Source organism: Halomonas sp. PA16-9, assembly GCF_009728585.1.
Taxonomy (GTDB): domain Bacteria; phylum Pseudomonadota; class Gammaproteobacteria; order Pseudomonadales; family Halomonadaceae; genus Vreelandella; species Vreelandella titanicae.
In genome coordinates this window covers 190360-216419 of sequence record NZ_CP040452.1, presented here as the reverse complement: position 1 = coordinate 216419, position 26060 = coordinate 190360, and the positions used below count along the sequence as shown (strand labels likewise).

At 54.8% G+C, this 26060-nt stretch carries 19 protein-coding genes, 3 tRNA genes, 3 rRNA genes and 2 pseudogenes; 19 read left to right on the top strand and 8 right to left on the bottom strand.

All coding sequences use genetic code 11. The features are described 5' to 3' along the window. Positions 1–139: 139 nt before the first annotated feature. The 6 genes from FDY98_RS17460 (at position 140) to rrf (ending at position 8959) form a co-directional block, all read left to right on the top strand. Positions 140–1864 carry an acetolactate synthase 3 large subunit gene (locus FDY98_RS17460; RefSeq protein ID WP_027956886.1) on the top strand — a complete coding sequence of 575 codons (1725 nt, stop codon included), beginning with the start codon at positions 140–142 and terminating at the stop codon, positions 1862–1864. Next, complete coding sequence (gene ilvN / locus FDY98_RS17455; protein ID WP_009287561.1) at positions 1864–2355, top strand: acetolactate synthase small subunit; 492 nt, start codon at positions 1864–1866, stop codon at positions 2353–2355. The genes FDY98_RS17460 and ilvN overlap by 1 nt, the downstream gene beginning before the upstream one ends. Before the next feature lie 216 nt (positions 2356–2571). Further along, positions 2572–3477, top strand: coding sequence for a CDP-diacylglycerol--serine O-phosphatidyltransferase (pssA, locus tag FDY98_RS17450; RefSeq protein WP_035538112.1), 906 nt, complete (start codon positions 2572–2574; stop codon positions 3475–3477). Between the two features lie 484 nt (positions 3478–3961). Next, positions 3962–5494 (top strand): 16S ribosomal RNA (locus FDY98_RS17445). A gap of 307 nt (positions 5495–5801) precedes the next feature. Beyond that, a 23S ribosomal RNA gene (locus FDY98_RS17440) occupies positions 5802–8689 on the top strand. Between the two features lie 154 nt (positions 8690–8843). Then, a 5S ribosomal RNA gene (gene rrf / locus FDY98_RS17435) occupies positions 8844–8959 on the top strand. Together the 16S, 23S and 5S rRNA genes form the textbook arrangement of a ribosomal RNA operon. A gap of 142 nt (positions 8960–9101) precedes the next feature. On the opposite strand, the gene hisC is transcribed toward rrf, so the two are convergent. Next, positions 9102–10160 carry a histidinol-phosphate transaminase gene (hisC, locus tag FDY98_RS17430; RefSeq protein WP_027958875.1) on the bottom strand — a complete coding sequence of 353 codons (1059 nt, stop codon included), beginning with the start codon at positions 10158–10160 and terminating at the stop codon, positions 9102–9104. Between the two features lie 166 nt (positions 10161–10326). Here hisC and FDY98_RS17425 point away from each other — a divergent pair, with 166 nt between their 5' ends. The 4 genes from FDY98_RS17425 (at position 10327) to mnmH (ending at position 14489) form a co-directional block, all read left to right on the top strand. Further along, the gene (locus FDY98_RS17425; RefSeq protein ID WP_022522027.1) at positions 10327–10773 is read left to right on the top strand and encodes a copper resistance protein NlpE N-terminal domain-containing protein; all 447 of its coding nucleotides are present in this window, start codon (positions 10327–10329) and stop codon (positions 10771–10773) included. 154 nt (positions 10774–10927) lie between these two features. Next, complete coding sequence (gene radA, locus FDY98_RS17420; RefSeq protein ID WP_027958874.1) at positions 10928–12298, top strand: DNA repair protein RadA; 1371 nt, start codon at positions 10928–10930, stop codon at positions 12296–12298. A 56-nt stretch (positions 12299–12354) separates the two neighbouring features. Next, positions 12355–13392: a selenide, water dikinase SelD gene (selD, locus tag FDY98_RS17415; RefSeq protein ID WP_027958873.1), complete on the top strand. Its 1038-nt coding sequence runs from the start codon at positions 12355–12357 to the stop codon at positions 13390–13392. Next, positions 13389–14489, top strand: a complete 1101-nt coding sequence (mnmH, locus tag FDY98_RS17410; RefSeq protein WP_027958872.1) for a tRNA 2-selenouridine(34) synthase MnmH — start codon at positions 13389–13391, stop codon at positions 14487–14489. The genes selD and mnmH overlap by 4 nt, the downstream gene beginning before the upstream one ends. A 20-nt stretch (positions 14490–14509) precedes the next feature. On the opposite strand, the gene FDY98_RS17405 is transcribed toward mnmH, so the two are convergent. Next, positions 14510–15199 (bottom strand): type 1 glutamine amidotransferase, encoded by a 690-nt coding sequence (locus tag FDY98_RS17405; protein ID WP_027958871.1) that lies wholly within the window; start codon positions 15197–15199, stop codon positions 14510–14512. Between the two features lie 123 nt (positions 15200–15322). Here FDY98_RS17405 and FDY98_RS17400 point away from each other — a divergent pair, with 123 nt between their 5' ends. Beyond that, positions 15323–15925, top strand: a complete 603-nt coding sequence (locus FDY98_RS17400) for a YjaG family protein (RefSeq protein WP_027958870.1) — start codon at positions 15323–15325, stop codon at positions 15923–15925. A 3-nt stretch (positions 15926–15928) separates the two neighbouring features. Here FDY98_RS17400 and FDY98_RS29660 read toward each other — a convergent pair. The 5 genes and pseudogenes from FDY98_RS29660 to hisB all read right to left on the bottom strand — a co-directional run bounded on the left by FDY98_RS29660 (position 15929) and on the right by hisB (position 19297). Continuing rightward, positions 15929–16434 (bottom strand): annotated as a pseudogene (locus FDY98_RS29660) (hypothetical protein). A gap of 28 nt (positions 16435–16462) precedes the next feature. Beyond that, positions 16463–17236 carry an imidazole glycerol phosphate synthase subunit HisF gene (gene hisF / locus FDY98_RS17390; protein WP_008957631.1) on the bottom strand — a complete coding sequence of 258 codons (774 nt, stop codon included), beginning with the start codon at positions 17234–17236 and terminating at the stop codon, positions 16463–16465. Next, positions 17169–17975 carry a 1-(5-phosphoribosyl)-5-[(5-phosphoribosylamino)methylideneamino]imidazole-4-carboxamide isomerase gene (hisA, locus tag FDY98_RS17385; RefSeq protein ID WP_340147023.1) on the bottom strand — a complete coding sequence of 269 codons (807 nt, stop codon included), beginning with the start codon at positions 17973–17975 and terminating at the stop codon, positions 17169–17171. Before hisA ends, hisF begins: the two co-directional genes overlap by 68 nt. 11 nt (positions 17976–17986) lie before the next feature. Further along, positions 17987–18627, bottom strand: a pseudogene (gene hisH / locus FDY98_RS17380) (imidazole glycerol phosphate synthase subunit HisH). Positions 18628–18703: 76 nt separating this feature from the next. After that, positions 18704–19297, bottom strand: coding sequence for an imidazoleglycerol-phosphate dehydratase HisB (gene hisB / locus FDY98_RS17375; RefSeq protein WP_027958866.1), 594 nt, complete (start codon positions 19295–19297; stop codon positions 18704–18706). Positions 19298–19494: 197 nt separating this feature from the next. Here hisB and FDY98_RS17370 point away from each other — a divergent pair, with 197 nt between their 5' ends. From FDY98_RS17370 to FDY98_RS17335, 8 genes are all read left to right on the top strand, one after another. Further along, positions 19495–19977 (top strand): GNAT family N-acetyltransferase, encoded by a 483-nt coding sequence (locus FDY98_RS17370; protein ID WP_009288590.1) that lies wholly within the window; start codon positions 19495–19497, stop codon positions 19975–19977. A 19-nt stretch (positions 19978–19996) separates the two neighbouring features. Beyond that, positions 19997–22315 (top strand): AsmA family protein, encoded by a 2319-nt coding sequence (locus FDY98_RS17365; RefSeq protein WP_340147022.1) that lies wholly within the window; start codon positions 19997–19999, stop codon positions 22313–22315. 138 nt (positions 22316–22453) lie between these two features. After that, positions 22454–23548 carry an A/G-specific adenine glycosylase gene (gene mutY, locus FDY98_RS17360; RefSeq protein WP_027958864.1) on the top strand — a complete coding sequence of 365 codons (1095 nt, stop codon included), beginning with the start codon at positions 22454–22456 and terminating at the stop codon, positions 23546–23548. 19 nt (positions 23549–23567) lie between these two features. Continuing rightward, positions 23568–23882: an oxidative damage protection protein gene (locus FDY98_RS17355; RefSeq protein WP_155706016.1), complete on the top strand. Its 315-nt coding sequence runs from the start codon at positions 23568–23570 to the stop codon at positions 23880–23882. A gap of 228 nt (positions 23883–24110) precedes the next feature. Next, a tRNA-Phe gene (locus FDY98_RS17350) sits at positions 24111–24185 on the top strand. 6 nt (positions 24186–24191) lie between these two features. Beyond that, a tRNA-Gln gene (locus tag FDY98_RS17345) sits at positions 24192–24266 on the top strand. Positions 24267–24338: 72 nt separating this feature from the next. After that, positions 24339–24414, top strand: a tRNA-Thr gene (locus FDY98_RS17340). A 321-nt stretch (positions 24415–24735) separates the two neighbouring features. After that, positions 24736–25287: a LysE family translocator gene (locus FDY98_RS17335; RefSeq protein WP_340147021.1), complete on the top strand. Its 552-nt coding sequence runs from the start codon at positions 24736–24738 to the stop codon at positions 25285–25287. Between the two features lie 53 nt (positions 25288–25340). On the opposite strand, the gene FDY98_RS17330 is transcribed toward FDY98_RS17335, so the two are convergent. After that, positions 25341–25727, bottom strand: coding sequence for an META domain-containing protein (locus FDY98_RS17330; protein WP_051430534.1), 387 nt, complete (start codon positions 25725–25727; stop codon positions 25341–25343). Positions 25728–26060: the final 333 nt, after the last annotated feature.

Below are 26060 nucleotides of genomic sequence, written 5' to 3'. Positions count from 1 at the left end.
CAAGAGTGCAGGCCCTAACCGGGCCATCTGCCAGGGTTTGGCATCAGGTGCCGGCAAGGGCCGGCAGCGGCATACCGCCGCACTCGACACCGCAGGATGTCCTGCGGATCGCACTCGAGACCTCCAGGGGAGAAATACAGTGGAACTGCTTTCCGGCGCAGATATGATCGCCCGCTTCTTGCAAGATGAGGGCATCGAATACATTTATGGTTACCCCGGCGGTGCAGCGCTGCATATTTACGATGCACTCTTCCGCCAGGACAAAGTGAAGCACATTCTGGTGCGTCACGAACAAGCGGCTACCCACGCCGCCGATGGCTATGCCCGTGCATCAGGCAAACCCGGCTGCGTACTGGTTACCTCAGGCCCCGGTGCCACCAACGCCGTCACCGGCATCGCCACCGCCTACATGGACTCCATTCCCATGGTAGTGTTGTGTGGCCAGGTGGCAAGTCATCTGATCGGTGAAGACGCCTTCCAGGAAACCGATATCGTCGGCGTGACGCGGCCCATCGTGAAGCACAGCTTCTCGATTCGTCACCCGTCTGAAATCCCGGAAGTGCTCAAAAAGGCGTTTTATTTAGCCGCCACAGGGCGTCCGGGCCCGGTGGTGGTCGATATCCCAAAAGATATGACGGCTCCCACCGAGCGTTATGAGTACATCTATCCAAAAAAGGTCAAGATGCGCTCGTACAACCCCGTCACGCGTGGCCACACGGGGCAGATCAAAAAAGCCGTGGAGATGATACTCAAAGCCAAGCGCCCGGTGTTCTATACCGGTGGTGGCGTGGTCACGGGCAAAGCCAGCGAAGGCCTGACCGACCTGGTCAAGCAGCTGGGCTACCCGATTACCACCACGCTGATGGGCATTGGCGCGTATCCTCAAAGTGACCGGCAGTGTTTGGGTTGGCTGGGCATGCATGGTTCTTATGAGTCGAACATGGCCATGCACCACGCCGACCTGATTATTGCCATTGGGGCGCGCTTTGACGACCGCGTGACCAACAGCACATCGAAGTTCTGTCCCACAGCAAAGATCATTCACGTCGACGTTGATCCGAGCTCGATCTCTAAAACGGTGCGTGCCGATGTACCTATCGTGGGCCCGGCCTCCAGCGTTATCAATGAGATGATCAGTTTGGTGCAGGGGCATAAAATTGCCCATCCTGAAGCACTGACTGAGTGGTGGGAAAAGATTGATGGCTGGCGTGCCGACCGTGAAGGCAAGCTTTATGAGCCTTCCAAGGTGGGTGAAGCGCTTAAGCCACAGGAAGTTATTGAAGCGCTTTGTCGGGTAACCCGAGGCGAAGCCTACGTGACTACCGATGTTGGTCAGCACCAGATGTTCGCAGCGCAGTACTACAAGTTTGATAAACCCAACCGACTGATCACCTCAGGTGGTTTGGGCACCATGGGCTTTGGTTTCCCCGCCGCCATGGGTATCAAGCAGAACTACCCGGATGATGACGTAGTGTGCGTCACCGGTGAAGGTAGCTTCCAGATGATGATGCAGGAGCTCTCCACCTGTAAGCAGTACGGGGTGGGCGTTAAGATCGTCAACCTTAACAATGCGTCGTTGGGTATGGTACGTCAGTGGCAGGACTTGAATTACAAGTCACGCCACGCGCACTCCTATATGGAGTCGCTGCCGGACTTCCATATGCTGATTGAGGCGTATGGGTTTACCGCCATTACCGTCAATACCCTTGATGAGTTGGAGCCTGCGCTGGAACGTGCCTTTGCTGATAAGCACGAGCTGGTCTTTCTTGACGTGAAGGTCGACCCTTTTGAGCACGTCTATCCGATGCAGGTGCCGTTAGGTGCCATGCGCGACATGCTGCTGTCTAAAACGGAGCGTACCTGATGCGTCATATCATCTCGATTCTGTTAGAAAACGAACCGGGTGCGCTGTCACGTGTAGTCGGGTTGTTCTCCCAGCGTAACTTCAACATCGAAACGCTAAACGTGGCGCCTACGGAAGACCCGTCGCTCTCGCGTTTAACGGTCACTACCATCGGCGACGACCGGGTGATTGAACAGATCACCAAGCACCTCAATAAGCTGATCGATGTGGTTAAGCTGGTGGATCTCACCGAAGGCAACCATATCGAGCGTGAGCTGATGTTGGTTAAAGTGAAAGCGCTAGGCGCGGCCCGCGATGAAGTGAAGCGCACGGTGGATATCTTCCGCGCGCAGATCGTCGACGTAACGCCAAGCCTGTATACCGTGCAGATCACCGGCGATGCGGGCAAGCTCGATGCTTTCCTTCAGGCCATGGCGCCGGTAGGTATTCTTGAGGTCGCCCGTACTGGGGTCTCGGGTATTGCCCGGGGCGATAAGGTGTTGTCGCTTTAAGCACGAAAGTACTTAGCCTTTACAGTCAGCACTTAAATGTAAACATAAGCGTCGCTTCTTTCCCGGAGCGGCGCTTTTTAGTTATTAACCTGTTAGCGCTCGCTGATGCAGACCGCGCAGGGCATCAATGCAGCAATTGGCTGGCTGAGTGGCACTCACCGTGTAGAATGAAAGCGACTACGGTTCCCGTGACTTCTCTTTTAATGGATGAAAACTATGACACAGGACGCTCGCGACCAAGAGCACTCAAACTCTGATCAGTCAAACCCAGGCCAGCCAGACTCGGCTCCGTCTGATAAAGCTGAGCAGCCAGACAGTGCTCATCAGTCAGAAGTGGGCGACAATGAAGATTTGGCGGCTGCCTTCTTGCGTGAAACCGAAGTAGTCGAAGAGGCCGTAGAGGACGGTAAAAAGATTCGCCGTCGAGGCATCTATTTGCTGCCCAACCTATTTACCACTTCGGCGCTTTTTGCCGGTTTTTTTGCAGTAGTGGCAGGCATTAATGGTGAGTTTACCTCGGCTGCCGTTGCGATCTTTATTGCCATGGTACTGGATGGCCTGGATGGCCGCGTCGCCCGTATGACCAATACGCAAAGTGAATTCGGCGCTGAGTACGACAGCTTGGCTGACATGGTCTCCTTTGGTATGGCGCCCGCTTTAGTTGCCTTTACCTGGATTCTTCAGGACATCGGTAAGACGGGGTGGGTAGTGGCCTTTCTCTATGTTGCCTGCGCGGCGCTTCGCCTTGCGCGCTTTAACGTACAAATTGGTAGTGTTGATAAAAAGTGGTTTATCGGTTTGCCGAGCCCTTCTGCAGCCGCGCTAGTGGCGGCCAGTGTATGGACGTTCCATAGCTTTGATGCTGATGCCTTTGGTTTCAAACTATTGATGTTAGTAGTAGTAGCTGCGGCGGGTGTGTTGATGGTGAGTAATATCCGTTACTACAGCTTCAAGGATCTCGATTTTAAAAAGCCGGTACCTTTTGTTGTGCTGCTAGCCATAGTGCTGGCGTTTGTGTTGATCTCGGTCGAGCCTTCAGTGATGCTGTTATTGCTGTTTGGTACCTACGTGGCTTCAGGCCCTGTATTAGCCGTTATGCGTAAGGCTAAAACGAGTAGATAGTACTTTTCTCCACTTTTTTGACAGTTATTTCAAAACAGCCCTTGCCAACCCGTCAGCGAATCCGTAAAGTACGCATCCGCTGCCGGGGACGCCAAGCGTTACCAGCGGTGAATAAGGTGTAAAAGCCTTGGTTTGTCAGGAGGTTAGAGCAGGTTGTGTCGCTCGCCTCACTCGCTAAAAAACAGCGATTGACAACCACCAGGAAATGCGTAGAATACGCCTTCCTCGCTGAGGCAAGCCAGTCAACGGCAGCCCGTTGCTTTCACAGCAATCAAGCAGCGAAACAGCTCTTTAACAATTTGATCAGGTAATTCATGTGGGCGCTTGCTGATGTTGGTGGCAAATCACCAAATATCAAGGCAAGCGGTCATGAGAACGACAGTTTTAAACGAAAGTTTTTAAACAACAGTTGAATGAATTCGTTTGAACCTTGAGCCAAGTTTGATCGCTTTGTCCTTCGGGTGGCGTAAGGAACATAGATCTTAAACTGAAGAGTTTGATCATGGCTCAGATTGAACGCTGGCGGCAGGCCTAACACATGCAAGTCGAGCGGTAACAGATCTAGCTTGCTAGATGCTGACGAGCGGCGGACGGGTGAGTAATGCATAGGAATCTGCCCGATAGTGGGGGATAACCTGGGGAAACCCAGGCTAATACCGCATACGTCCTACGGGAGAAAGGGGGCTTCGGCTCCCGCTATTGGATGAGCCTATGTCGGATTAGCTAGTTGGTAAGGTAATGGCTTACCAAGGCAACGATCCGTAGCTGGTCTGAGAGGATGATCAGCCACATCGGGACTGAGACACGGCCCGAACTCCTACGGGAGGCAGCAGTGGGGAATATTGGACAATGGGGGCAACCCTGATCCAGCCATGCCGCGTGTGTGAAGAAGGCCCTCGGGTTGTAAAGCACTTTCAGCGAGGAAGAACGCCTATCGGTTAATACCCGGTAGGAAAGACATCACTCGCAGAAGAAGCACCGGCTAACTCCGTGCCAGCAGCCGCGGTAATACGGAGGGTGCAAGCGTTAATCGGAATTACTGGGCGTAAAGCGCGCGTAGGTGGCTTGATAAGCCGGTTGTGAAAGCCCCGGGCTCAACCTGGGAACGGCATCCGGAACTGTCAGGCTAGAGTGCAGGAGAGGAAGGTAGAATTCCCGGTGTAGCGGTGAAATGCGTAGAGATCGGGAGGAATACCAGTGGCGAAGGCGGCCTTCTGGACTGACACTGACACTGAGGTGCGAAAGCGTGGGTAGCAAACAGGATTAGATACCCTGGTAGTCCACGCCGTAAACGATGTCGACCAGCCGTTGGGTGCCTAGAGCACTTTGTGGCGAAGTTAACGCGATAAGTCGACCGCCTGGGGAGTACGGCCGCAAGGTTAAAACTCAAATGAATTGACGGGGGCCCGCACAAGCGGTGGAGCATGTGGTTTAATTCGATGCAACGCGAAGAACCTTACCTACCCTTGACATCTACAGAAGCCGGAAGAGATTCTGGTGTGCCTTCGGGAACTGTAAGACAGGTGCTGCATGGCTGTCGTCAGCTCGTGTTGTGAAATGTTGGGTTAAGTCCCGTAACGAGCGCAACCCTTGTCCTTATTTGCCAGCGAGTAATGTCGGGAACTCTAAGGAGACTGCCGGTGACAAACCGGAGGAAGGTGGGGACGACGTCAAGTCATCATGGCCCTTACGGGTAGGGCTACACACGTGCTACAATGGCCGGTACAAAGGGCTGCGAGCTCGCGAGAGTCAGCGAATCCCTTAAAGCCGGTCTCAGTCCGGATCGGAGTCTGCAACTCGACTCCGTGAAGTCGGAATCGCTAGTAATCGTGAATCAGAATGTCACGGTGAATACGTTCCCGGGCCTTGTACACACCGCCCGTCACACCATGGGAGTGGACTGCACCAGAAGTGGTTAGCCTAACGCAAGAGGGCGATCACCACGGTGTGGTTCATGACTGGGGTGAAGTCGTAACAAGGTAGCCGTAGGGGAACCTGCGGCTGGATCACCTCCTTAAACGATGCGTCACAGTCAGTAAGCGTCCACAATGAATTACCTGATCAGAATACTGTTGATACGCAGTGATAAGTGGCTCTGTTTTTTTCACGTTAAAAAGAAAAAATAGCTTTTAAGGTCTTAAAGGTCTTTTTTTTTTTAATATGAAAGAACGCTTATCACTGCTTATAGCAGTCGCTCTTTAACAATGTATATCATGCTGACAAGAACACTTCGCAAGAAGTGGTCTTAAATTGTGATACGTCTCAAGCGTATCCGGCAAAATGAAACGTGATCATTGCGAGATCCAGACTCCTTCGGGTTATAGGGTCAAGCAATGAAGCGCACACGGTGGATGCCTAGGCAGCCAGAGGCGATGAAAGACGTGGTAGCCTGCGATAAGGTCGGTGAGGTGGCAACAACCTGTGACCCGGGCATTCTGAATGGGGAAACCCACTCATCATAAGATGAGTATCGTGCACTGAATACATAGGTGTACGAGGCGAACCAGGGGAACTGAAACATCTAAGTACCCTGAGGAAAAGAAATCAACCGAGATTCCCCTAGTAGCGGCGAGCGAACGGGGACCAGCCCTTAAGCATGAGACTGATTAGGCGAACACGCTGGGAAGCGTGGCCGTAGCGGGTGATAGCCCCGTAGTCGAAAATCTGATCATGTGAAATCGAGTAGGTCGGGGCACGAGAAACCTTGACTGAAGACGGGGGGACCATCCTCCAAGGCTAAATACTCCTGGCTGACCGATAGTGAACCAGTACCGTGAGGGAAAGGCGAAAAGAACCCCGGAGAGGGGAGTGAAATAGATCCTGAAACCGTGTGCGTACAAGCAGTAGGAGCAGACTTGTTCTGTGACTGCGTACCTTTTGTATAATGGGTCAGCGACTTATATTCAGTGGCGAGGTTAACCGTATAGGGGAGCCGTAGGGAAACCGAGTCTTAACTGGGCGACACAGTCGCTGGATATAGACCCGAAACCGAGCGATCTATCCATGAGCAGGGTGAAGATTGAGTAACATCAATTGGAGGCCCGAACCAGGATCTGTTGAAAAAGATTTGGATGACTTGTGGATCGGAGTGAAAGGCTAATCAAGCTCGGAGATAGCTGGTTCTCCTCGAAAGCTATTTAGGTAGCGCCTCACGTAGTACCGCCGGGGGTAGAGCACTGTTTCGGCTAGGGGGTCATCCCGACTTACCAACCCGAGGCAAACTCCGAATACCGGTGAGTAGAGCGTGGGAGACACACGGCGGGTGCTAACGTCCGTCGTGAAAAGGGAAACAACCCAGACCGTCAGCTAAGGTCCCGAAATCCTGGTTAAGTGGGAAACGATGTGGGAAGGCTCAGACAGCTAGGAGGTTGGCTTAGAAGCAGCCATCCTTTAAAGAAAGCGTAATAGCTCACTAGTCGAGTCGGCCTGCGCGGAAGATGTAACGGGGCTAAACCAGGTACCGAAGCTACGGGTTCATTCTTAGGAATGAGCGGTAGAGGAGCGTCGTGTAAGCCAATGAAGGTGAATTGAGAAGTTCGCTGGAGGTATCACGAGTGCGAATGCTGACATGAGTAACGATAAAGGGAGTGAAAAACTCCCTCGCCGGAAGACCAAGGGTTTCTGTTCGACGCTAATCGGAGCAGAGTGAGTCGGCCCCTAAGGCGAGGCCGAAAGGCGTAGTCGATGGGAAACGGGTCAATATTCCCGTACCGGACATGGTTGCGATGGGGGGACGAAGAAGGCTAGGTGAGCCAGGCGTTGGTAGTCCTGGTGAAAGTGAGTAGGCCGAGACCTTAGGTAAATCCGGGGTCTTAAAGCCGAGACACGAGACGAACTGACCACGGTCAGGAAGTCACTGATGCCACGCTTCCAGGAAAAGCCTCTAAGCTTCAGATCATGTGCGACCGTACCCCAAACCGACACAGGTGGTCAGGGTGAGAATCCCAAGGCGCTTGAGAGAACTCGGGTGAAGGAACTAGGCAAAATGGTGCCGTAACTTCGGGAGAAGGCACGCCGGCATAGGGTGAAGAGACTTGCTCTCCTAGCCCGAACCGGTCGAAGATACCAGGTGGCTGCAACTGTTTATTAAAAACACAGCACTCTGCTAACGCGCAAGCGGACGTATAGGGTGTGACGCCTGCCCGGTGCCGGAAGGTTAAATGATGGTGTTAGCCGCAAGGCGAAGCTCTTGATTGAAGCCCCGGTAAACGGCGGCCGTAACTATAACGGTCCTAAGGTAGCGAAATTCCTTGTCGGGTAAGTTCCGACCTGCACGAATGGCGTAATGATGGCCACGCTGTCTCCACCCGAGACTCAGTGAAATTGAAATCGCCGTGAAGATGCGGTGTACCCGCGGCTAGACGGAAAGACCCCGTGAACCTTTACTATAGCTTCACACTGGACGCTGATGTTGCCTGTGTAGGATAGCTGGGAGGCTTTGAACTCTGGACGCCAGTTCGGAGGGAGCCAACCTTGAAATACCAGCCTGGCATCATTGGCGTTCTCACTCAGGTCCGTTATCCGGATCGAGGACAGTGTGTGGTGGGTAGTTTGACTGGGGCGGTCTCCTCCTAAAGAGTAACGGAGGAGCACGAAGGTACCCTCAGCACGGTCGGACATCGTGCATTGAGTGCAAGAGCATAAGGGTGCTTGACTGCGAGACAGACACGTCGAGCAGGTGCGAAAGCAGGTTCTAGTGATCCGGTGGTTCTGTATGGAAGGGCCATCGCTCAACGGATAAAAGGTACTCCGGGGATAACAGGCTGATACCGCCCAAGAGTTCACATCGACGGCGGTGTTTGGCACCTCGATGTCGGCTCATCACATCCTGGGGCTGAAGTCGGTCCCAAGGGTATGGCTGTTCGCCATTTAAAGTGGTACGCGAGCTGGGTTTAGAACGTCGTGAGACAGTTCGGTCCCTATCTGCCGTGGGCGTTGGATGTTTGAGAAGGGCTGCTCCTAGTACGAGAGGACCGGAGTGGACGACCCTCTGGTGTTCCGGTTGTCACGCCAGTGGCATTGCCGGGTAGCTATGGTCGGACGGGATAACCGCTGAAAGCATCTAAGCGGGAAGCCCCCTTCAAGATGAGACATCCCTGAGGCCTAGAGCCTCCTGAAGGGCCCAGCGAGACCAGCTGGTTGATAGGCACGGTGTGGAAGCGCTGCAAGGCGTTGAGCTAACGTGTACTAATGGCCCGTGAGGCTTGACCCTATAACACCCAAGGGGTCTGGTCGTAATGATGACGAACATTAAACGCCGGATACGCAGCGTGTGGCCCAAGCGACATAACGCCAGGGCGGCAGGCGATGAGACGATCACAAGATAGCAAAAACGCTAGTCAGCATGATGTACATTAACAGTTACGCCTGACGACCATAGCACGCGTGAACCACCTGATCCCTTGCCGAACTCAGAAGTGAAACCGCTTAGCGCCGATGGTAGTGTGGGGTCTCCCCATGCGAGAGTAGGTCATCGTCAGGCACTTATTTGAAAAATCCCCCAGGGCTGATGCCTTGGGGGATTTTTTTTTGCGTGTGGGAGAGGTTATGAGGGGTAAATAGTAAAGTGTGAGGGGTAAAGGGTGTGAGCTGCCAGCAAGGCTCTCCTTACCCCTCACCCTTTACTAGAGAAGCGTCTCTAACGCTTCAATCAGGCTATTCATCTCATCATCGGTGCCGATGGTGATGCGTAGGAAGTTGTTGAGATCTGAGGTGTTAAAATGGCGCACCAGAATGCCCCGCTCGCGTAGGCCAGCAAATAGCTGCGCGCCTTCGTGGTCAGGGTGCTGGGCGAGCACAAAGTTAGCCTTAGAGGGCAATACTTCAAATCCCAACGCTTCAAGGCGCCGGTGAGTGCGTTCACGGGTGGTGATAACACGCTCGCGGCAAGCTTCAAAATGCTCGACATCTTTGAGTGCGGCGATGCCTACTAAGCTTGCCAAACTATCCACTGGAAAAGAGTTAAAGGAGTCTTTTACCCGCAACAGGCCATCGATCAACTCCTCTGAGCCCACCGCATAGCCTAGCCGCAAGCCTGCCAAACTGCGTGATTTAGAAAACGTACCGGTGACGAGAAGGTTAGGGTAGCGATCAATCAGCGAAACAGCACTCTCTGCGCCGAAATCGACATACGCCTCGTCCACCAGCACTACTCGATCAGTGACGCGCTTTAGCAGCGCCTCGATAGCCGCAAGCGAATGCGCGTGGCCAGTAGGAGCGTTGGGGTTAGCGAAAATAACGCCGCTACGGTTAGCATCAGCCGCAAGAGCATCAATATCGACTTCCCACTGCTTATTGAGCGGATGCTTTCGCAGCTCAACGCCATAAAGATTGGCGTACACGGGGTAGAAGCTATAGGTGATCGTGGGTACGTCTAGTGGTGCGCCATGGCGGAAAAATGCCTGAAAGGCAAACGCTAGCACCTCATCGGAACCATTACCGACAAACACTTGGCTACTCGCTACCTGAAACGTCTCCGCTAACGCTTCACGCAGCGCTGCAGAGGTTGGGTCAGGGTAGAGGCGTAGATGATCGGTCGCGTAGTCACGCAGTGCCTCACCGACACCTGGCGCAGGTGGGTAAGGGTTTTCATTGGTATTGAGCTTTACAAGCTGCTCGCGTGGCTGCTCGCCGGGCACGTAAGGCGTAAGTTCGCGAACGGCCGGACTCCAGTATTGGCTCATGTGGGTAACCTGATTATCCTAGCAAGGTACACCATGGTCGCTTGAAGGCTAACTAAGCGCAAGCATTCGCATCACTAGGGGTGTGCGTCGCACCTTGTAGCGGTTATGCTGTCATAAGTGCGCGTAAATAAATGTGATGTCCAACACGAGATTAAGGAGACACTCTATGCAACTTAAGAGTTTGCTGGCCGGTTCGGCCATGTTGGCACTGCTGGCTGGCTGTGCAAGCAGCCCCATGGAGCAGCAGCAAGAAGAGGCAGCTGCCGCACAGCAAAATTACCAAGGTTCATTACCTTGCCGCAATTGCGATGGTATCGATCTGGATGTCACGATGGTGGGTGAAGAGATGAGCGCGGCTGAAGAGCGTACCTTCACACTGAACGCTTCTTACCGTAACCACCCTCAAACACCGCCGGATGAAAACTACGCGGGTAACTGGGAAGTGCTAACCGGTACGCCTTCCGATCCGGACGCCACTGTTTACGAACTGACGCCAGATGGCGATGGTCAAATCTACTACTTCATGCGTATTGATGAGAGCACGTTGGAGTTGATTGACCCAGAGCGTCGCCGCTTTGAAAATGGTGAAATGCTGCAGCTAAAGCGTCAATAAGACGTTAGCCAGTAGTACAAAAGGCGGCCACTGGCCGCCTTTTGTGTTTGCTGGCACTCATGAATATAAAGTACGCGACAGTAAGTGATGAATACTAGCGGCAGCCAAGCGTAAGTTGCCACTTAGTGACAGCAACAGTAGGAGTGTAATGGCAGTGGCCAAAGCCAAAAGCGCCTTTGTGTGTACCGAGTGCGGTGCCGAATACCGTAAATGGCAGGGACAATGTAGCAGTTGCCACGAGTGGAACACGCTCAGTGAAGTGCACTTGGCGAGCGCCCGCCCTGGTGGCGGCGCAGCCCCCGGTCGATCTGGCTACGCGGGAGATCTGTCCCGTGAAGTGATCGACCTGGGCAATGTGGATCTTAGTGAAGTGCCGCGTATGAGCTCGACGTTCGCGGAGTTTGATCGCGTGCTAGGCGGAGGGTTGGTGCCCGGGTCAGCGGTTCTGTTGGGTGGTAATCCTGGGGCGGGCAAATCGACCCTGCTGCTGCAAACGGCCTGCAAGTTGGCCCAGCAGCGGCGTATCCTCTATGTGACCGGTGAGGAGTCACTCTCCCAGGTAGCGATGCGTGCGCACCGCCTACAGTTGCCCACCAATGGTTTGAAAATGCTGGCCGAGACCAGTGTAGAAACTATTCTGGCGGTGTCTGAGCGGGAGAAGCCAGAGATTCTGGTGATTGACTCCATCCAAACCATGCATCTGGAAGATATCAGTTCTGCACCCGGTGGCGTTGCCCAGGTGCGCGAGTCAGCCGCGGCGCTAACGCGCTTCGCCAAAAAGACTAATACGGTTTTGCTACTGGTAGGCCACGTCACTAAGGACGGTTCGCTGGCGGGCCCTAAAGTGCTTGAGCATATGATTGATGCCTCGCTGCTATTAGAGGGGGGCGCCGACTCACGCTTTCGTACCCTGCGAGGGCAGAAAAACCGTTTTGGCGCCGTCAACGAGCTAGGTGTTTTCGCCATGCTTGAACAGGGCCTTAAAGAAGTTAAAAACCCCAGCGCAATCTTTCTTTCTCGCCAGGAGGAGCAGGCGCCAGGTAGTTTAGTCATGGTGGTCTGGGAAGGCACACGGCCGATTCTGGTGGAGGTACAGGCGCTGGTGGATGAGTCCGCGCTGGGTAACCCTCGCCGTGTCGCCGTCGGCGTTGATCAAAACCGCCTGGCTATGCTGCTGGCAGTACTTAATCGCCACGGTGGATTGTTTACCGGTGACCAGGATGTGTTCTTGAATGTCGTCGGCGGTGTCAAAGTGCTCGAAACCAGCGCCGACTTGGCGGTGTTGCTAGCCGTGGTTTCTAGCCTGCAAAATCGCGCGCTACCCAAAGAGCTAGTGGTGTTTGGTGAGGTTGGGCTATCGGGCGAGATACGCCCGGTGCCCAGTGGTCAAGAACGCATTGCCGAAGCGGCCAAGCACGGTTTTCTCCGCGCCATTGTACCGCGCGCTAACGCACCCAAGCAGGCGCCTAAGGGTATGGAAGTGATCGCTGTTGATAAACTCAGCGATGCGCTGGACGCCCTGTAGCCTGGACGATACTGGGTTAAACTGATGATATTCCCCAAGTGCCAAGGAGAGACACGATGAGTTCGATTCGCTTGACCCAATATAGCCACGGCGCGGGCTGTGGCTGCAAAATCGCCCCAGACGTGCTGGATGGCATTCTTGCCAAGGCGGGGCCAGCGGCGGGCCATAAGCGGCTTATCGTCGGCAATCAGGGACGCGAAGATGCGGCTGTCTACGATCTGGGCGATGGGCGGGGCATGATTGCCACCACGGACTTCTTTATGCCCATTGTCGACGACCCCTTCGATTTTGGCCGTATCGCGGCGACCAATGCCATCAGCGATGTTTACGCCATGGGCGGCACGCCGGTGATGGCGTTAGGTATTCTCGGTTGGCCGCTGGATAAACTCAGCGCTGAAGTGGCGGGGGACGTAATGGCCGGCGCCCAGGCGGTGTGTCGCGAATTAGGCGTTGCCCTGGCGGGCGGTCACTCTATTGATGCGCCCGAGCCGATTTTCGGACTCGCGGTAAATGGCTTAGTCGACCTGGATAAGCTCAAGCTAAACAGCACCGCCAAACCGGGTGATCTACTGTTTTTAACCAAGCCGTTAGGCGTAGGCATGCTAACCACAGCAGAGAAACGTGGCTTGCTGGAAATGGGCCACCATGGTCTTGCCCGTGAAACGATGCTCAAGCCCAATAGTATTGGTGTGAAGCTTGCCAATGTAAAAGGGGTGAATGCCATGACTGATGTTACTGGTTTTGGCTTGGCGGGCCACCTTGCTGAAATGTGCCAGGCCAGTAACGTCATGGCCCAGATTGATTTCCGTAAGTTGCCTCGTCTGGCCGAGGCAGAGTCCTACCGCCGCCAAGGCGCTGTGCCTGGTGGTACGCTGCGCAATCGTGATGCGCTGGGGGAGAGCCTGCCGGCCATGGATGAAGCCCACTGGCAGTGGTTATGTGACCCCCAGACTTCCGGCGGCCTGCTGCTCAGCGTTGACCCCGCCTGGGAGGATGACGTTGAGCGTATTGGTCGCGAATTCGGCCTGTCGTTACAGTCATTCGGCGTCATGAAGGCGCGCCAGGGTAAAGCCTCCATCGAGGTGGTCGGGTGATACTGGCCACAACTCCAGCCACCACACCGGCGGTATTGGGTTTAATTAGAGAAGAGCGACCGCTAATAGATGTGCGCGCCCCGGTGGAGTTTGCCCAGGGCGCGCTGCCCGGTGCCGTCAATTTGCCCTTAATGGTCGATGACGAGCGTCATCAGGTGGGCATTGCTTATAAGAAGCATGGTCAAGCCGCGGCGATTGAGCTAGGTGAGCGTTTAGTCAGCGGCGAGGTCAAGCAGGCTCGGGTCGCAGCGTGGCAGAAGTACTTAGCCGAATACCCAGATGCATTGATTTACTGCTTTCGCGGTGGACTGCGCTCGCAAATTGCTCAGCAGTGGCTGGAAGAGGCCGGTATCTCCAGGCCACGGCTGGAGGGTGGCTGGAAGGCTATGCGCCAAGCGCTCTGTGAGCGCATTGATACGGCCGCGCTTCAGCCAATGCTGGTTGTTGCCGGGCTCACCGGGTGTGCAAAAACAGCGCTGATTAATCAGCTCGATAATGGCGTCGACCTGGAAGCTTATGCGCACCACAAAGGTTCTGCTTTTGGACGCAGACCTGAAGAGCCTGCTACTCAAATCAACTTTGAGCATGCGCTGGCCAAGCGGCTAATCGGGCTGATGGAAGGGCTGGTCATCGAAGATGAGTCCCGTCAGATTGGCAACGCCAATATTCCCTTGAACTTCTGGCGGGCGCAGCAGCAAGCGCCGCGGGTGCGTATCGAAATGCCGCTGGATTGGCGCCTTGCTCAGATTCAGCAGGACTATATTATCGACCTGGAGCAGGCCTATGCCGCTCGTCATGGGGCCTACCAGGGCTGGCAATTAATGCAGGCGCAGTTAAGTAATTCCCTTATCCGACTAGGAAAACGCTTGGGTAACGCGCGCCTTCAGCGCTTACAGCGGCTGCAGGCGCTGGCATTCAAAGAGCATGCCCAGGGCAACCCCCAATCCCATGAAGCCTGGCTTGCGCCGCTGCTCACCGAGTACTACGACCCGCTCTACCGCTACCATTTAGAGAAGCAGCGCGACGCTGCGCCGCCAGAGATTCATGTGGGCGATTGGGATAGCTGCCTAGAGGCCGCCAGGCAGTGGAACCGCTGACGGCCTTATAGCTTGTACTGTTACGCTGCTTTAAGCCACTGGGTCATCAGTCGGTCGAGCTGTGGCGCGAGGTGAATAAAGCGGTTGGGGTCTTCTAATATTTGGGCCGCATCCTGAACATAGCGGGTAGTGGAAGGTGACGCTTCAGGCCACTCGGCTGTGCCCAGTAGCTGTTTCACGCTAGCCGCAGTGGCTTCCAGGTGGCACAGCAGGCCGATGACACGACCTCTGTCCCAGGCAAACCCTTGCAGCGGTGCTGCTTCGCTACCGCCTAGGGGCAGCGCATCGTCGGGTAGGCTGAAGACATAGCGATGCCACATAAAAGCGCTGAATGTATCGGGTAAATCCAGCGAGCTCTCCGGCGCTAGAGTGACCGTATGCCAGCCTGTTTCAGTATAAGTGCCAGGTGCCACCACTGAGCCCAGCGCCTGGGCTATCCAGTGGGCGCCTACGCCAATACCCAGCAGCGGTTTTTGGCCATCCAGATAGCGGTTGATGAGTTTATCTTCGGCTTTAAACCACGCCGGTGGTTGGCTGAGTAGCTCCTCTGGGCCATCCAGTATAATCAGTGCATCAGACTCGTTTGGGCGGGGGGTTAGCTCGCCTGCGTAGAGATGAAAAACGGTGTAACTATGACCCATACTGGTTAGCCAATCGGTTAACCGGGCGGGGCCATGGTCAGGGCCGTGCTGTAGCAGATGAATATGCATGGTAATCTCCTCGCCGGCCGTACAATCATTTAAGCGCTGGGGAACCGCCCCAAGCGTATAGAGACGATAACGTACCCGCTACTTTTCACCAATATCCCACGTCAAGCGATCCAGGAAATCAGTATGGTGTCGAAACCCCAGGGCTTTTACCAACGGTTACAAGAACTCCCGTTACCTGCCCAGCAAGCCTTTATGGCGGCGCTGTGCGAGCGTTTGTTGCCAAACTATATGCTTTATGAGCAAACCACCGGCCACGGCGATAGCCATACGCTAGGTACCGTGCTGAGTTTGGTCTGGGAGCGGCTTAATGTGCCCAATGCCAGTATCGACTTTGCCCGCCAAGCGGAAAAGTTAGCTGAGTGTGAGCCGCCCGAAGAGGATGACAGCTTTGGTGCCCGGCGCGCCCTGGATGCAGTGGTGTCGGTCTCAGCGCTGCTGGACACCCTGCAAGGCGACTCCCCAGAGGCCGTGCTGGATGTTAGCCGTACATCCCGAGCGGGCGTACGCGCCTTTATAGAGCTCACTGAAGGCGAGGTGGACGCGCAGAAGCTAGCGCTGATTATTCGCGACCATCCGTTGATGGACGACGAAAACGATTTTCAGGATGCCGTCTTGGAAGCCGTCAGCGAATCACTGGATAAGGCGTCGCTGAAAGAAGTGCGTGAATTAGGTCGCAATGGTGGCATCAGCAATCTGGGGTTATCGCTAGACGACGTTGAGGAGTAGCGACTAAAAGCGCACCCCTGCGGTTATCATCATGCCTGCGGTACCAAACACAATCAGATCAGATTCGAACCGGCCCCATTGCACCCCGATACTGGGGAGTGCGGCCGGGGCAACTTCCAAGTGATTGAGCGGAATTTTGTCGCGATACTCGCCTTTATAGCCGCGCAAGAGTCCACCGGTTAGTTTGGCGCGCACGTTTAACCCCTGATCGGTTTGCCAAAGAGGGAACTCCCGCCCCGCGTAGAAGTACCAGGAGGGCTGATCGAAGGAGTTTTTGAACCAAGCCCCGCCGCTAACCAGTGATTCGGATTATGCAGTTCAATGCTAACCAGGTCTTGTTGGTTAGTGTGTTCCGGGTCGGGGCTGAAGTGGCGGGTATAAAGGCTGGTTTGCACCAGGGTGTGATCCCACTCCAACGACGGTGGCCAATCAGGTAGCGTGAAGGCAGTAGCAGGCGTGCTTAATAGCAGGCCTGCGAGCCATCCCATCCATGGGTGTAAACGAAACATTCGAAGCTCCTGGTTGATAGAGGGCATTTTAAAGCCGCATTTCGATACCGCGTTCGGCCATATAGCGCTTAGCTTCAGGGATGGTGTATTCGCCAAAATGGAAAATACTGGCGGCCAGCACTGCATCGGCACCACCTTTGAGTACGCCATCCACCAGGTGATCCAGGTTGCCCACACCGCCTGAGGCTATCACCGGAACGCTCACCGCTTCGGAAATCGCGTGGGTCACGCCCAGGTCAAAGCCAATCTTGGTGCCGTCGCGATCCATGCTGGTGAGCAGTAGTTCGCCCGCCCCGAACTCAACCATCTTCTTCGCCCATTCAACGGCGTCAAGGCCTGTTGGGCGGCGGCCGCCGTGAGTGAAAATCTCCCAACGGGGCGTTTCTCCCTCTTTAGAGACCCGTTTAGCGTCAATCGCCACCACAATGCACTGGCTACCAAAACGCTCGGCGGCTTCGCGAACAAACTCAGGGTTAGTGACCGCTGCGGTGTTGATCGATACTTTGTCCGCTCCGGCGTTCAGCATAGTGCGAATGTCGTCACAGCTGCGAATGCCGCCGCCGACGGTTAGCGGAATAAACACTTCGCCAGCAATGCGTTCAACCATCTCCACCGTCGTGTCGCGGTCTTCGTGGCTAGCGGTAATGTCGAGAAAGGTGATTTCATCGGCGCCCTGCTGGTTATAGCGCTGGGCAATCTCCACCGGATCACCGGCATCGCGAATACCGACAAAATTAACGCCTTTGACCACGCGCCCGGCGTCTACGTCCAGGCAGGGGATAATGCGTTTGGTAAGGCTCATGAACTCCCGTCAGTTGGTCGCTTAGCCGCTGAGCTTCGGCAACATCCAGGCTGCCTTCGTAAATTGCCCGACCGGTAATAGCGCCCAGGATACCGCTATCAGCAACCTCGCAGAGTGCTTTGATATCGTCCAGGTTGGTCACTCCACCGGAGGCAATCACCGGCAAACCGCCTTTGCGGGCAAGCGCCGCGGTGGCTTCCACATTGACGCCTTGCATCATGCCGTCGCGGGCAATGTCGGTGTAGACAATGCTGGAGACGCCGTCGTTGGCGAAACGCTTGGCAAGCTCAGTGGCTTTTACCGTGGAGACCTCTGCCCAGCCGTCGGTGGCGACATAGCCATCTTTGGCATCAAGTCCAACGATCACATGGCCGGGAAAAGCGCGGCACATCTCGCCCACAAAAGCGGGTTCTTTAACTGCCTTGGTGCCGATAATCACATAAGAGACACCGGCGCTTAAGTAGTGCTCGATGGTTTCCGCACTGCGAATGCCGCCACCAATTTGAATCGGCAGATCCGGGTAAGCGCGGGCGATAGCCGTCACGGCGTCACCGTTCACTGGTTTGCCTTCAAAGGCGCCGTTCAAATCTACCAGGTGCAGGCGACGGGCGCCTGCTTCTACCCAGCGCGCCGCCATGGCCACCGGGTCATCGCCGTAAGACGTCGCGTCTTCCATGCGGCCCTGCTTCAATCGAACACACTGGCCGTCTTTGAGATCAATAGCGGGAATTACCAACATACAAAATCCTCTCAGGGCGTCCAGGTGACAAAGTTTTCAAGCAGGCGAAGGCCCGCGCGAGAGCTTTTTTCGGGGTGAAACTGCACCGCGAAGGTCGCGTCACGGCCAATGGCCACATGGGCGGTTACCTTGCCGTATTGGGTCGTACCAAATACTTGTGCATCTTCATCGGCATTAACGTAGTAGCTATGCACGAAGTAGAAGTGTTCGCGATTATCAATACCTGCCCAGAGTGGGTGTTCATGGTGCTGCTCTACCACGTTCCAGCCCATGTGCGGTACTTTCAAGCGCTGCTCGTGGACGTCGCGCATATCGCCAGGAAACGATTTACACTGCCTTTAAAGAACCCCAGGCACTCTACGCCGCCATTCTCTTCGCTGCGCTCCAGTAGCATCTGCTGACCCACGCAGATACCCAGCAGCGGTTTGGCCTGGCGGGTTAAGATATCCTCCACCAGCCCGCGTAATTCGGTGCGCTCAAGTTCGCCAACGCAGTCACGAATGGCCCCTTGGCCCGGTAGCACTAAACGCGTTGCGCCGAGGATACGGCGCGGGTCGCGGGTAATGACGACATTCTCATGGGTCACATGCTCCAGCGCTTTGGCTACAGAATGAAGATTGCCCATTCCATAGTCGATCACAGCAATGGTCATGAAGCGCTCCTTGTGGAGGTAGACAAAATGTGGCTAGCAGCATAGTCCGTCATATAGCCCGTCATATGGCGCAGCATTACAAGCTCCCCTTGGTGGAGGGCATTTGGCCTGCCATGCGCGGGTCTTCCATCACGGCCATGCGAAGTGCTCTGCCAAAGGCCTTGAAGATCGTTTCCGCCTGATGGTGAGCATTAAAGCCTTTGATGTTGTCGATATGCAGCGTCACGCGGGCGTGATTGACAAAGCCTTGGAAAAACTCCCAGAACAACTGAGTGTCCAGGCTACCGATAGTGTCGCGGGTGAATTCAACATCCATAAACAGACCTGGCCGACCGGAAAAGTCGATCACTACCCGGGAGAGTGCTTCATCAAGAGGAACATAGGCGTGACCATAACGGTAAATACCGCGTTTATCGCCAATTGCTTCAAAAAAAGCTTGGCCTAGCGTAATACCCAGGTCTTCTACGGTATGGTGGTCGTCAATATGCAGGTCGCCAGTGGCATTGATGTCGAGATCGATCATCCCGTGGCGAGCAACTTGATCAAGCATATGATCCAGGAACGGAACGCCGGTTTGGCAGCTAAGATGGCCTTCGCCGTCGAGATTGACGCTGACCTTGATCTGCGTTTCGTTGGTGTCACGGCTAACCGTGGCAATACGCGCTGACATGTTGCATCTCCTGCGCTGAAGCGCACTCTGAGGGATGGCTGGTGGCGATCATCAACTTACCACTGATTTGATCGGCCTGTGGCGAAGCGACCATTATAGTGAATCGGCGCCCTCATCCGCTACAATGCGCGAAATGTAGCCGCAATCAATTGCGGCAGAAATAGCAGCCAGGCTGCTTTGGCGAAGAGGATTTCACCATGCCGGTGACACTGCACCATGTCGACCAGGCCCGTTGGGAAGCCGATGAGCAGGTGCGCCTTGATCTTATGCGCATCTATCAGGATGCGCCCCAAGAGCGTATGCCCACCCCAACGGTTGAGCCATTTATTGAGCAACATTTTGCAGGCCAGCACTTTTTTGCCTGTGCACTCTTCAACGATCGGCTGCTGGGGGCCGTCGCCGTTCAGGAGGGCGCAGACCGGGCGTGGTGGCTATCTGAGCTCTGCGTGCGCAAAACCACCCGTCGCCGTGGCGTCGGTTCGCGCTTGATGGCGCTGCTTGGCGAGCAAGCCAAGCAGGAAGGCCGTGTCCTGCGCATTGAAACGTCCACTTTACCACTGGCCGACCGCGTGCTGCTCTCCAAGCTAGGTTACCGGCCAATGGCCAATCCAGAAACGCCGGCAGCGGGTATGCCCGCCACCAGTGATTTTGTTGAGTTAGACCCACAAGGGAAAGGGTAATGAACAGCTATTACGTATCTTGCTGGCAGCAGTCGGCATTCTCGCCATCGTTGCGGTCGCCGCCGTGGTCTACGTGACCACCTTTCTGGATCCAGAAGACTTCAAGCCCCGTTTAACTGCTGTCGTGGAGGAGCAAACGGGACTCAACTTGGCGTTGGAAGGCCCGATTACCTGGTCATTCTACCCGCGTATCGGCGTCAGTGTAGAGAAAGCCCGCGCCTGGTTGCCCGAGCAGGCTGAAGAGAGCGCTGCCTTTGCGGCTATTGACCGCGCCGAGGTGAGCGTGGCATTCGGCCCGCTACTGCGCGGGGAAATTGCCGTTGACGGCCTAACCCTGGACGGTATGCGCCTTAACTTAGAGCGCGATGAACAGGGTGAGGGTAACTGGGAGCCCTTGTTAGAGCGCCTTTCTGAGCACAATGAAAGCGCGGCTGAAACGGTGCTGGCGCCCGCCAGTGCTGGCCCCAATGCGGATGCAGGTAGCTTGGCCGTGGTGTTGAGTATTGCCAGCGTTGAAGTGAAAAACGCCGACATTCGCTTCCGCGATGCGCAAACCCAAGCACTGTGGCGTATGCAGCAACTGAATATCTCGGGTAGTAACGTTAACCCGCTGCGCGCCTTTCCGCTGAAGGCTATGTTCACACTGACCAAGCATAACCGGCTCGATGCCGAGGTATTGGAGCGTGCCCCTGATCTGACCAGCGATATCAATCTTGAAACACGCGTGCGGCTTGGGTTGGCAGATAAGCTTTTCGCCCTGGAAAATATGGCACTGACCACTCGAACCACCAAGGGTACCGAGAGCGAGCCACAGCAGCTGAGTTTGAAGGCCGCCGAGTTGGTTGCCCGTATGGGCGAGCAGCAGCTCACCATTAAAGAGGGGCTGCTCGAAACGGGCCTGCGTAAGGCGGATAACTGGCAGGGCAGCTTGGCGTTGGCGCTCGCCTTTGGCCTGGAGGGCGACTGGCAGGCACAAACGGCGCAGTTGAAAGACTTGCAGCTTACCGGGCCGGATGGCCTAAGGGTGAGCGGCCACCTTAATATTGAGCAGTTGCGCGATGCCCCCCGTTATCGTGGTCAGCTAACCGCTGCCCCCTTTACGCTACGCCCCTGGCTTGCCCGTGCTGGCGTTACCCTAACCACCGCAGGCGAGGCTGCGCTCAGCGATGTAGCCATGACCAGTCCTATCGAAGGTGATGCCGAGCAATTCTCTTTGCCTAGCCTCTCGTTGGTCGTCGACGACAGCACCTTTACCGGCGAGCTGACGGCGGCGCTGAATGGCTCACGCCTGGCGTTCGATTTAGCCGGTGACCAACTAGACCTTGATCGCTATCTTCCCGGTGAGGCCACCGCCAAACAGGCGAGTCGCGGCTTGCTACGCAAAGCCTTTGCTCAGGAAAACAACACATTAGTGCCGCAATCGTTGCTCAGCGGGCTGGCGTTAGAGGGCGACCTGAGCGTGGATACGCTTATTTTTGCGGGCCTGACCTTCAACAATCCACGCTTGCAACTGCGTGGTGACGACGGCGTTCATCGGCTAACGGCGTTTGAGTCGGGCTTCTATGAGGGTGAACTCAGCGCTACCGGCCAGGTTGATGCTACGGATTCCATCCTTGAGTGGGCGCTATCGCCGACTATTAACAACGTTCAGGTGGCGCCGTTGATTGAAGCGATCAGTGAAAAAGAGGAGGCATCACCACTGCGCGGTCGCTTTAATTTAACCGGGGATGTCACCAGTCAGGGCAATACCCGTGAAGCGCTTATCGGCAACCTCAATGGCGCGCTTAATGCTCGTCTAAACGAAGGCGCCATTTTAAATACCAACATTTCCAAGCAAATGTGTGAACTGGTTGCCCAGTTAGAGGGGCAGGGCACTTTGCGGGATTGGCACACCGATACTCGCTTTGAGCGTTTTGATGCTACCTTCCAAATCAGTAACGGCTTAGTGGAGAGTGACGACCTGCTGATCACCCTGCCCGGCATCGATGTGCGTGGAGAAGGAGAACTGGATCTTGCAAGCTTGAACTTTGATACCCGTGCGAATGCCCGCTTGGTCGACACCGCCGACGCGGCCTGTGAAGTTAACCCGCGACTGGAACAACTGCCGCTGCCCGTACGCTGTGAAGGTAATCTTGGCGATGAACGCACCGAGTGGTGCCGGTTCGACCGTGAGATGTTCCAGACCGCCGTGGTTGACCTGCTGCGTAACGAGGCGGGTGATCGTGTTAATGAAGAGCTGGAGGAGCGTCTAGGCGACTCTTTAGATGAGTTGGATGAACGCCTTGGCGAAGGTGCTGCTCAAGAACTTCGTGATGGTCTACGCAGCCTGTTTAACTGAGCATTGACGCAGGGATGTGAAGTGACGCATTTATCGAAACAGTAAGTGCTGCGCCGGCCTAAACGCCGGCGCTTTTTTATTGGCACTGGTGTATACCCATTGCTGTTTCATATACCCATTTCTGTTTAAGGAACGTGCATGGCAGATATGCCCACGCCGCGGCTAGCGGCAAACGAATTCCAACAGCGCTTACTGGATTGGTTTGACCGCTACGGCCGTCACGACTTACCGTGGCAGTCGCCGCGTAGTGCCTACCGCGTGTGGGTGTCGGAAATCATGCTGCAGCAAACCCAGGTTGCCACCGTTATCGGCTATTTTGAGCGTTTCATGGCGCGCTTTCCTACCTTGGAGAGTCTCGCCAAGGCCCCACAGGATGAAGTGCTGCACCTCTGGACGGGCCTTGGTTACTATGCCCGTGCGCGCAACTTGCATAAAGCTGCCCAGGTTGCGTTAGTGGAGCACAATGGCGAGCTGCCGACGGAAAGTATCGACTCATTAGTCGCTTTGCCTGGTATTGGCCGCTCCACCGCTGGCGCTATCATTGCGCAAAGCACGGGGCAGCGTGCGGCTATTTTAGATGGCAATGTAAAGCGCTCGCTCACTCGTTTGCATGCGCTGCCCGGTTGGCCGGGTAAGCCAGATGTGGAGAGAAAGCTGTGGTCGCTGGCGGAGTACTACACCCCAACAGAGCGCCTGGCGGATTACACCCAGGCGATGATGGATTTTGGCGCTACGCTATGTAAACGCAGCAAACCAGACTGCCTGAGCTGCCCATTTAACGATGTCTGTTTGGCCTACGCCCAAGGCGAACCAAAGCGCTACCCGGAATCCAAACCCAAAAAGGCGCTTCCCACACGACAAACGATCATGCTGATGCTGCGTGACCCGGAAGGCCGGATATGGCTCGAGAAACGCCCTCCCAGCGGTCTGTGGGGCGGGTTATGGAGTTTGCCGCAGTTTGAGAAGCACAGCGAGCTCAACGACTGGCTTGAAGACAACGCTGTGAACCCTAAACGGGGAACTACATCGCCTAGCTTTTACCACACCTTCAGCCATTTTCGCTTAGAGATTACCCCGCAGCCGGTGAGCTGCGATAGGCTGGGCGGTGTTCGTGAAAGCGGCGTATGGTACGACGTTAACCGTCCGCCTGAACTGGGCCTTGCTGCTCCCGTTAAAGCGCTGCTCAGCCAGCTAACGCCCTTTAGCCTCAATCCGACACCAGGGCACGCTTAAGCGTTTGCTAGCTGATTGGATGAGATCATTGAATGAAGTCGCAGAACCAGGAGCACGTTATGAGCAATACCGTTTTTGCCGCAAGTACCAAAAAGAGTTGGAAGCACTGCCATTCCCACCTTTGCCGGGTAAGCAGGGGCAGGAGATTCAGGCCACCGTTTCCAAGCCCGCTTGGGAAGCCTGGCAGGCGTTGCAAACCCGCCTGATCAATGAAAAGCACCTCAACATGCTCGACCCCGAATCCCGTGCGTATCTAATGGAGCAGATGCAGCGCTTCCTGGACAACCAGGAAACCGACCAAGCCGAAGGCTATGTGCCGCCTAAGCAGGTATGAGCAGCAGGCATGAATAGCAGGGCATGAAGAGAGCGGTTGTTCGTTCTGAGCATAGGGGGATTGATCGAGCAACTGACTTGTAATCAGTGGCTCTAGGTATGGGTGTATCGAAGGCCGAGCCAGAGATGGCGTAGGAAAAAAGACTTCTAAGCATCGGTATCGCAAGAAAGTTTCACAAAGGTGTTGACGGAAAGCGGCGTTTTTAGTTTAATACGCACCGTTGGCAGCGGCCAGATAGCTCAGTTGGTAGAGCAGGGATTGAAAATCCCCGTGTCGGCGGTTCGATTCCGTCTCTGGCCACCACACTGCTGGGGTATCGCCAAGTGGTAAGGCACCGCTTTTTGGTAGCGGCATTCCCAGGTTCGAATCCTGGTACCCCAGCCATTGCCAACAAGATTTCTTGTTGATTGCAGAGCCTAACAGCGAAGCAATCAAGTTCTCAAGAAAACGTGAAGCGCCGACATAGCTCAGTTGGTAGAGCAACTGACTTGTAATCAGTAGGTCCCGGGTTCGACTCCTGGTGTCGGCACCACTGAAAAGTGGTTAAAAGCTAAACGTTAGAGAATTAGATTAAGCCGTCCGAAAGGGCGGCTTTTTCGTGTGTGTCTACGATATCTGTATTTATAAAGTTTCCATGTCGTTGATTGAGTAAAGTAGTGAGCATAAAGTATGTTTTGGGCTCACTCGTGGACTGAATTTTGCTAGTGAGCTAATACGTAATTTCTATTTAGCTTGGCATTTCAGGGGGAATCTCGATGATTCCACTTCATGATTACTTAGCATTTCTCTCCATCGTTACGCTCATCGTAGTCTCCCAGGAGCCAATCTGTTCCTGCTGCTTCAGGCGACGCCGGTGCAAGGCCGTGTTACGGGGGTGTTGATGACCCTGGGCTTCTGTGCAGCGATCATATCTCATGCCACGTTGGCGCTCATTGGTGTTGGGGCACTTGTAGCCGCCTCTGTCACGTTATTCACTATTATAAAATTCGTGGGTGCTGCATATCTTATTTGGCTCGGCGTTAAGGCACTGCGAGTAGCACTAACGAAAACGCCCCTCGCGTCGCAGGCGAAAGATTGTCAAATATTGCCGAGGATAAGCCAAAGACAGGCCTTTGTACGGGGCTATCTCACCAATATTCTCAACCCCAAGCCCGCTATCTTCTACGTTGCGGCCTTTCCCCAGTTCCTGAGTGCCGGTGGAACGGACTACTGGCTGGGAGGGCTCGGGTTGGGGGTCAGCCATGCCCTGATCGCTTTGTTCTTCTACGGTATGGTCGTCGTCACATTGCATAGAGTCGCTGAGTGGTTAAGGAAACCAAGGGTATGGAAGTCGATCCAAGGCATCTCTGGTTTAGTCTTTCTTCTGATCGGCGGTCGCCTCTTGATTTCGCGCTCCCCGGCCTGATTCTTCTAGGCTTGGTGAGTTTAAAATGCGTCCTTTAGATGCGCTCTTTGTGATTAATAAAGATGCACCGCCTCGAAGACCGCCAATGGTTCACTGTTATCGCTCGACAGTACAAGCATTGCGCCATCCACGCTCCATGCTGTTACCTGCTTGAGTGTGGCTAGAAAATCTTGCTCAGTTTTCATTTGGGACGGTGGGCAGGCCATTTTAGTGCTGGCGATTTGCCCAAACTCTATGCGCTCGTTTTCCACACGGTAGCTGCCCATCAGGGTGTTACAGCCGGTAGCGCCGGCTAAGCGAGAAGCCTCTTGATGAAGAACCAAATGTGCTTCACGGAAATTCTCATGGGTGACGACCGGTGCGCCATCAAGCGTTACCAGCTTCCAGTAGGTGTTGATCAACGGTTCATTAGGGCGATGCGCTGTCTCGTGGGTATCCATTGTTGCTGAAGAACACCCAGCGGTTATTAATAGCGCGCTGATAAATCCATAAATCGGTAGCTGCCTTTTCAAAGTATGATTCCCCATTCAGTTAGATAAAAAGATGAGCAACATTAACCGCAAACATTGTGGCTTGGAGTGAGCTTTTTAGGTGACTTATTGCCTAAAAAGCCACTGTTCAATTTTTTTCACGTAACCTACGTTATCAAACCAGAAATCATGCCTTGCGAGGAAATTTTAGTGGTATAGGCTACTCCCAGCACGATGTTAGAATCGTGCTGTTTTATTTATATGTACGCTAATCTTATACGTGCAATATGTTCGATCTGAAAC

Bases quoted from the DNA above. Each gene is read 5' to 3' on its own strand.
- ilvN (WP_009287561.1), top strand. From the start codon at position 1,864: ATGCGTCATATCATCTCGATTCTGTTAGAAAACGAACCGGGTGCGCTG.
- pssA (WP_035538112.1), top strand. From the start codon at position 2,572: ATGACACAGGACGCTCGCGACCAAGAGCACTCAAACTCTGATCAGTCA.
- hisC (WP_027958875.1), bottom strand. From the start codon at position 10,160: ATGAGCCAATACTGGAGTCCGGCCGTTCGCGAACTTACGCCTTACGTG.
- FDY98_RS17425 (WP_022522027.1), top strand. From the start codon at position 10,327: ATGCAACTTAAGAGTTTGCTGGCCGGTTCGGCCATGTTGGCACTGCTG.
- selD (WP_027958873.1), top strand. From the start codon at position 12,355: ATGAGTTCGATTCGCTTGACCCAATATAGCCACGGCGCGGGCTGTGGC.
- FDY98_RS17405 (WP_027958871.1), bottom strand. From the start codon at position 15,199: ATGCATATTCATCTGCTACAGCACGGCCCTGACCATGGCCCCGCCCGG.
- FDY98_RS17400 (WP_027958870.1), top strand. From the start codon at position 15,323: ATGGTGTCGAAACCCCAGGGCTTTTACCAACGGTTACAAGAACTCCCG.
- hisF (WP_008957631.1), bottom strand. From the start codon at position 17,236: ATGAGCCTTACCAAACGCATTATCCCCTGCCTGGACGTAGACGCCGGG.
- hisA (WP_340147023.1), bottom strand. From the start codon at position 17,975: ATGTTGGTAATTCCCGCTATTGATCTCAAAGACGGCCAGTGTGTTCGA.
- hisB (WP_027958866.1), bottom strand. From the start codon at position 19,297: ATGTCAGCGCGTATTGCCACGGTTAGCCGTGACACCAACGAAACGCAG.
- FDY98_RS17370 (WP_009288590.1), top strand. From the start codon at position 19,495: ATGCCGGTGACACTGCACCATGTCGACCAGGCCCGTTGGGAAGCCGAT.
- mutY (WP_027958864.1), top strand. From the start codon at position 22,454: ATGGCAGATATGCCCACGCCGCGGCTAGCGGCAAACGAATTCCAACAG.
- FDY98_RS17355 (WP_155706016.1), top strand. From the start codon at position 23,568: ATGAGATCATTGAATGAAGTCGCAGAACCAGGAGCACGTTATGAGCAA.
- FDY98_RS17330 (WP_051430534.1), bottom strand. From the start codon at position 25,727: ATGGATACCCACGAGACAGCGCATCGCCCTAATGAACCGTTGATCAAC.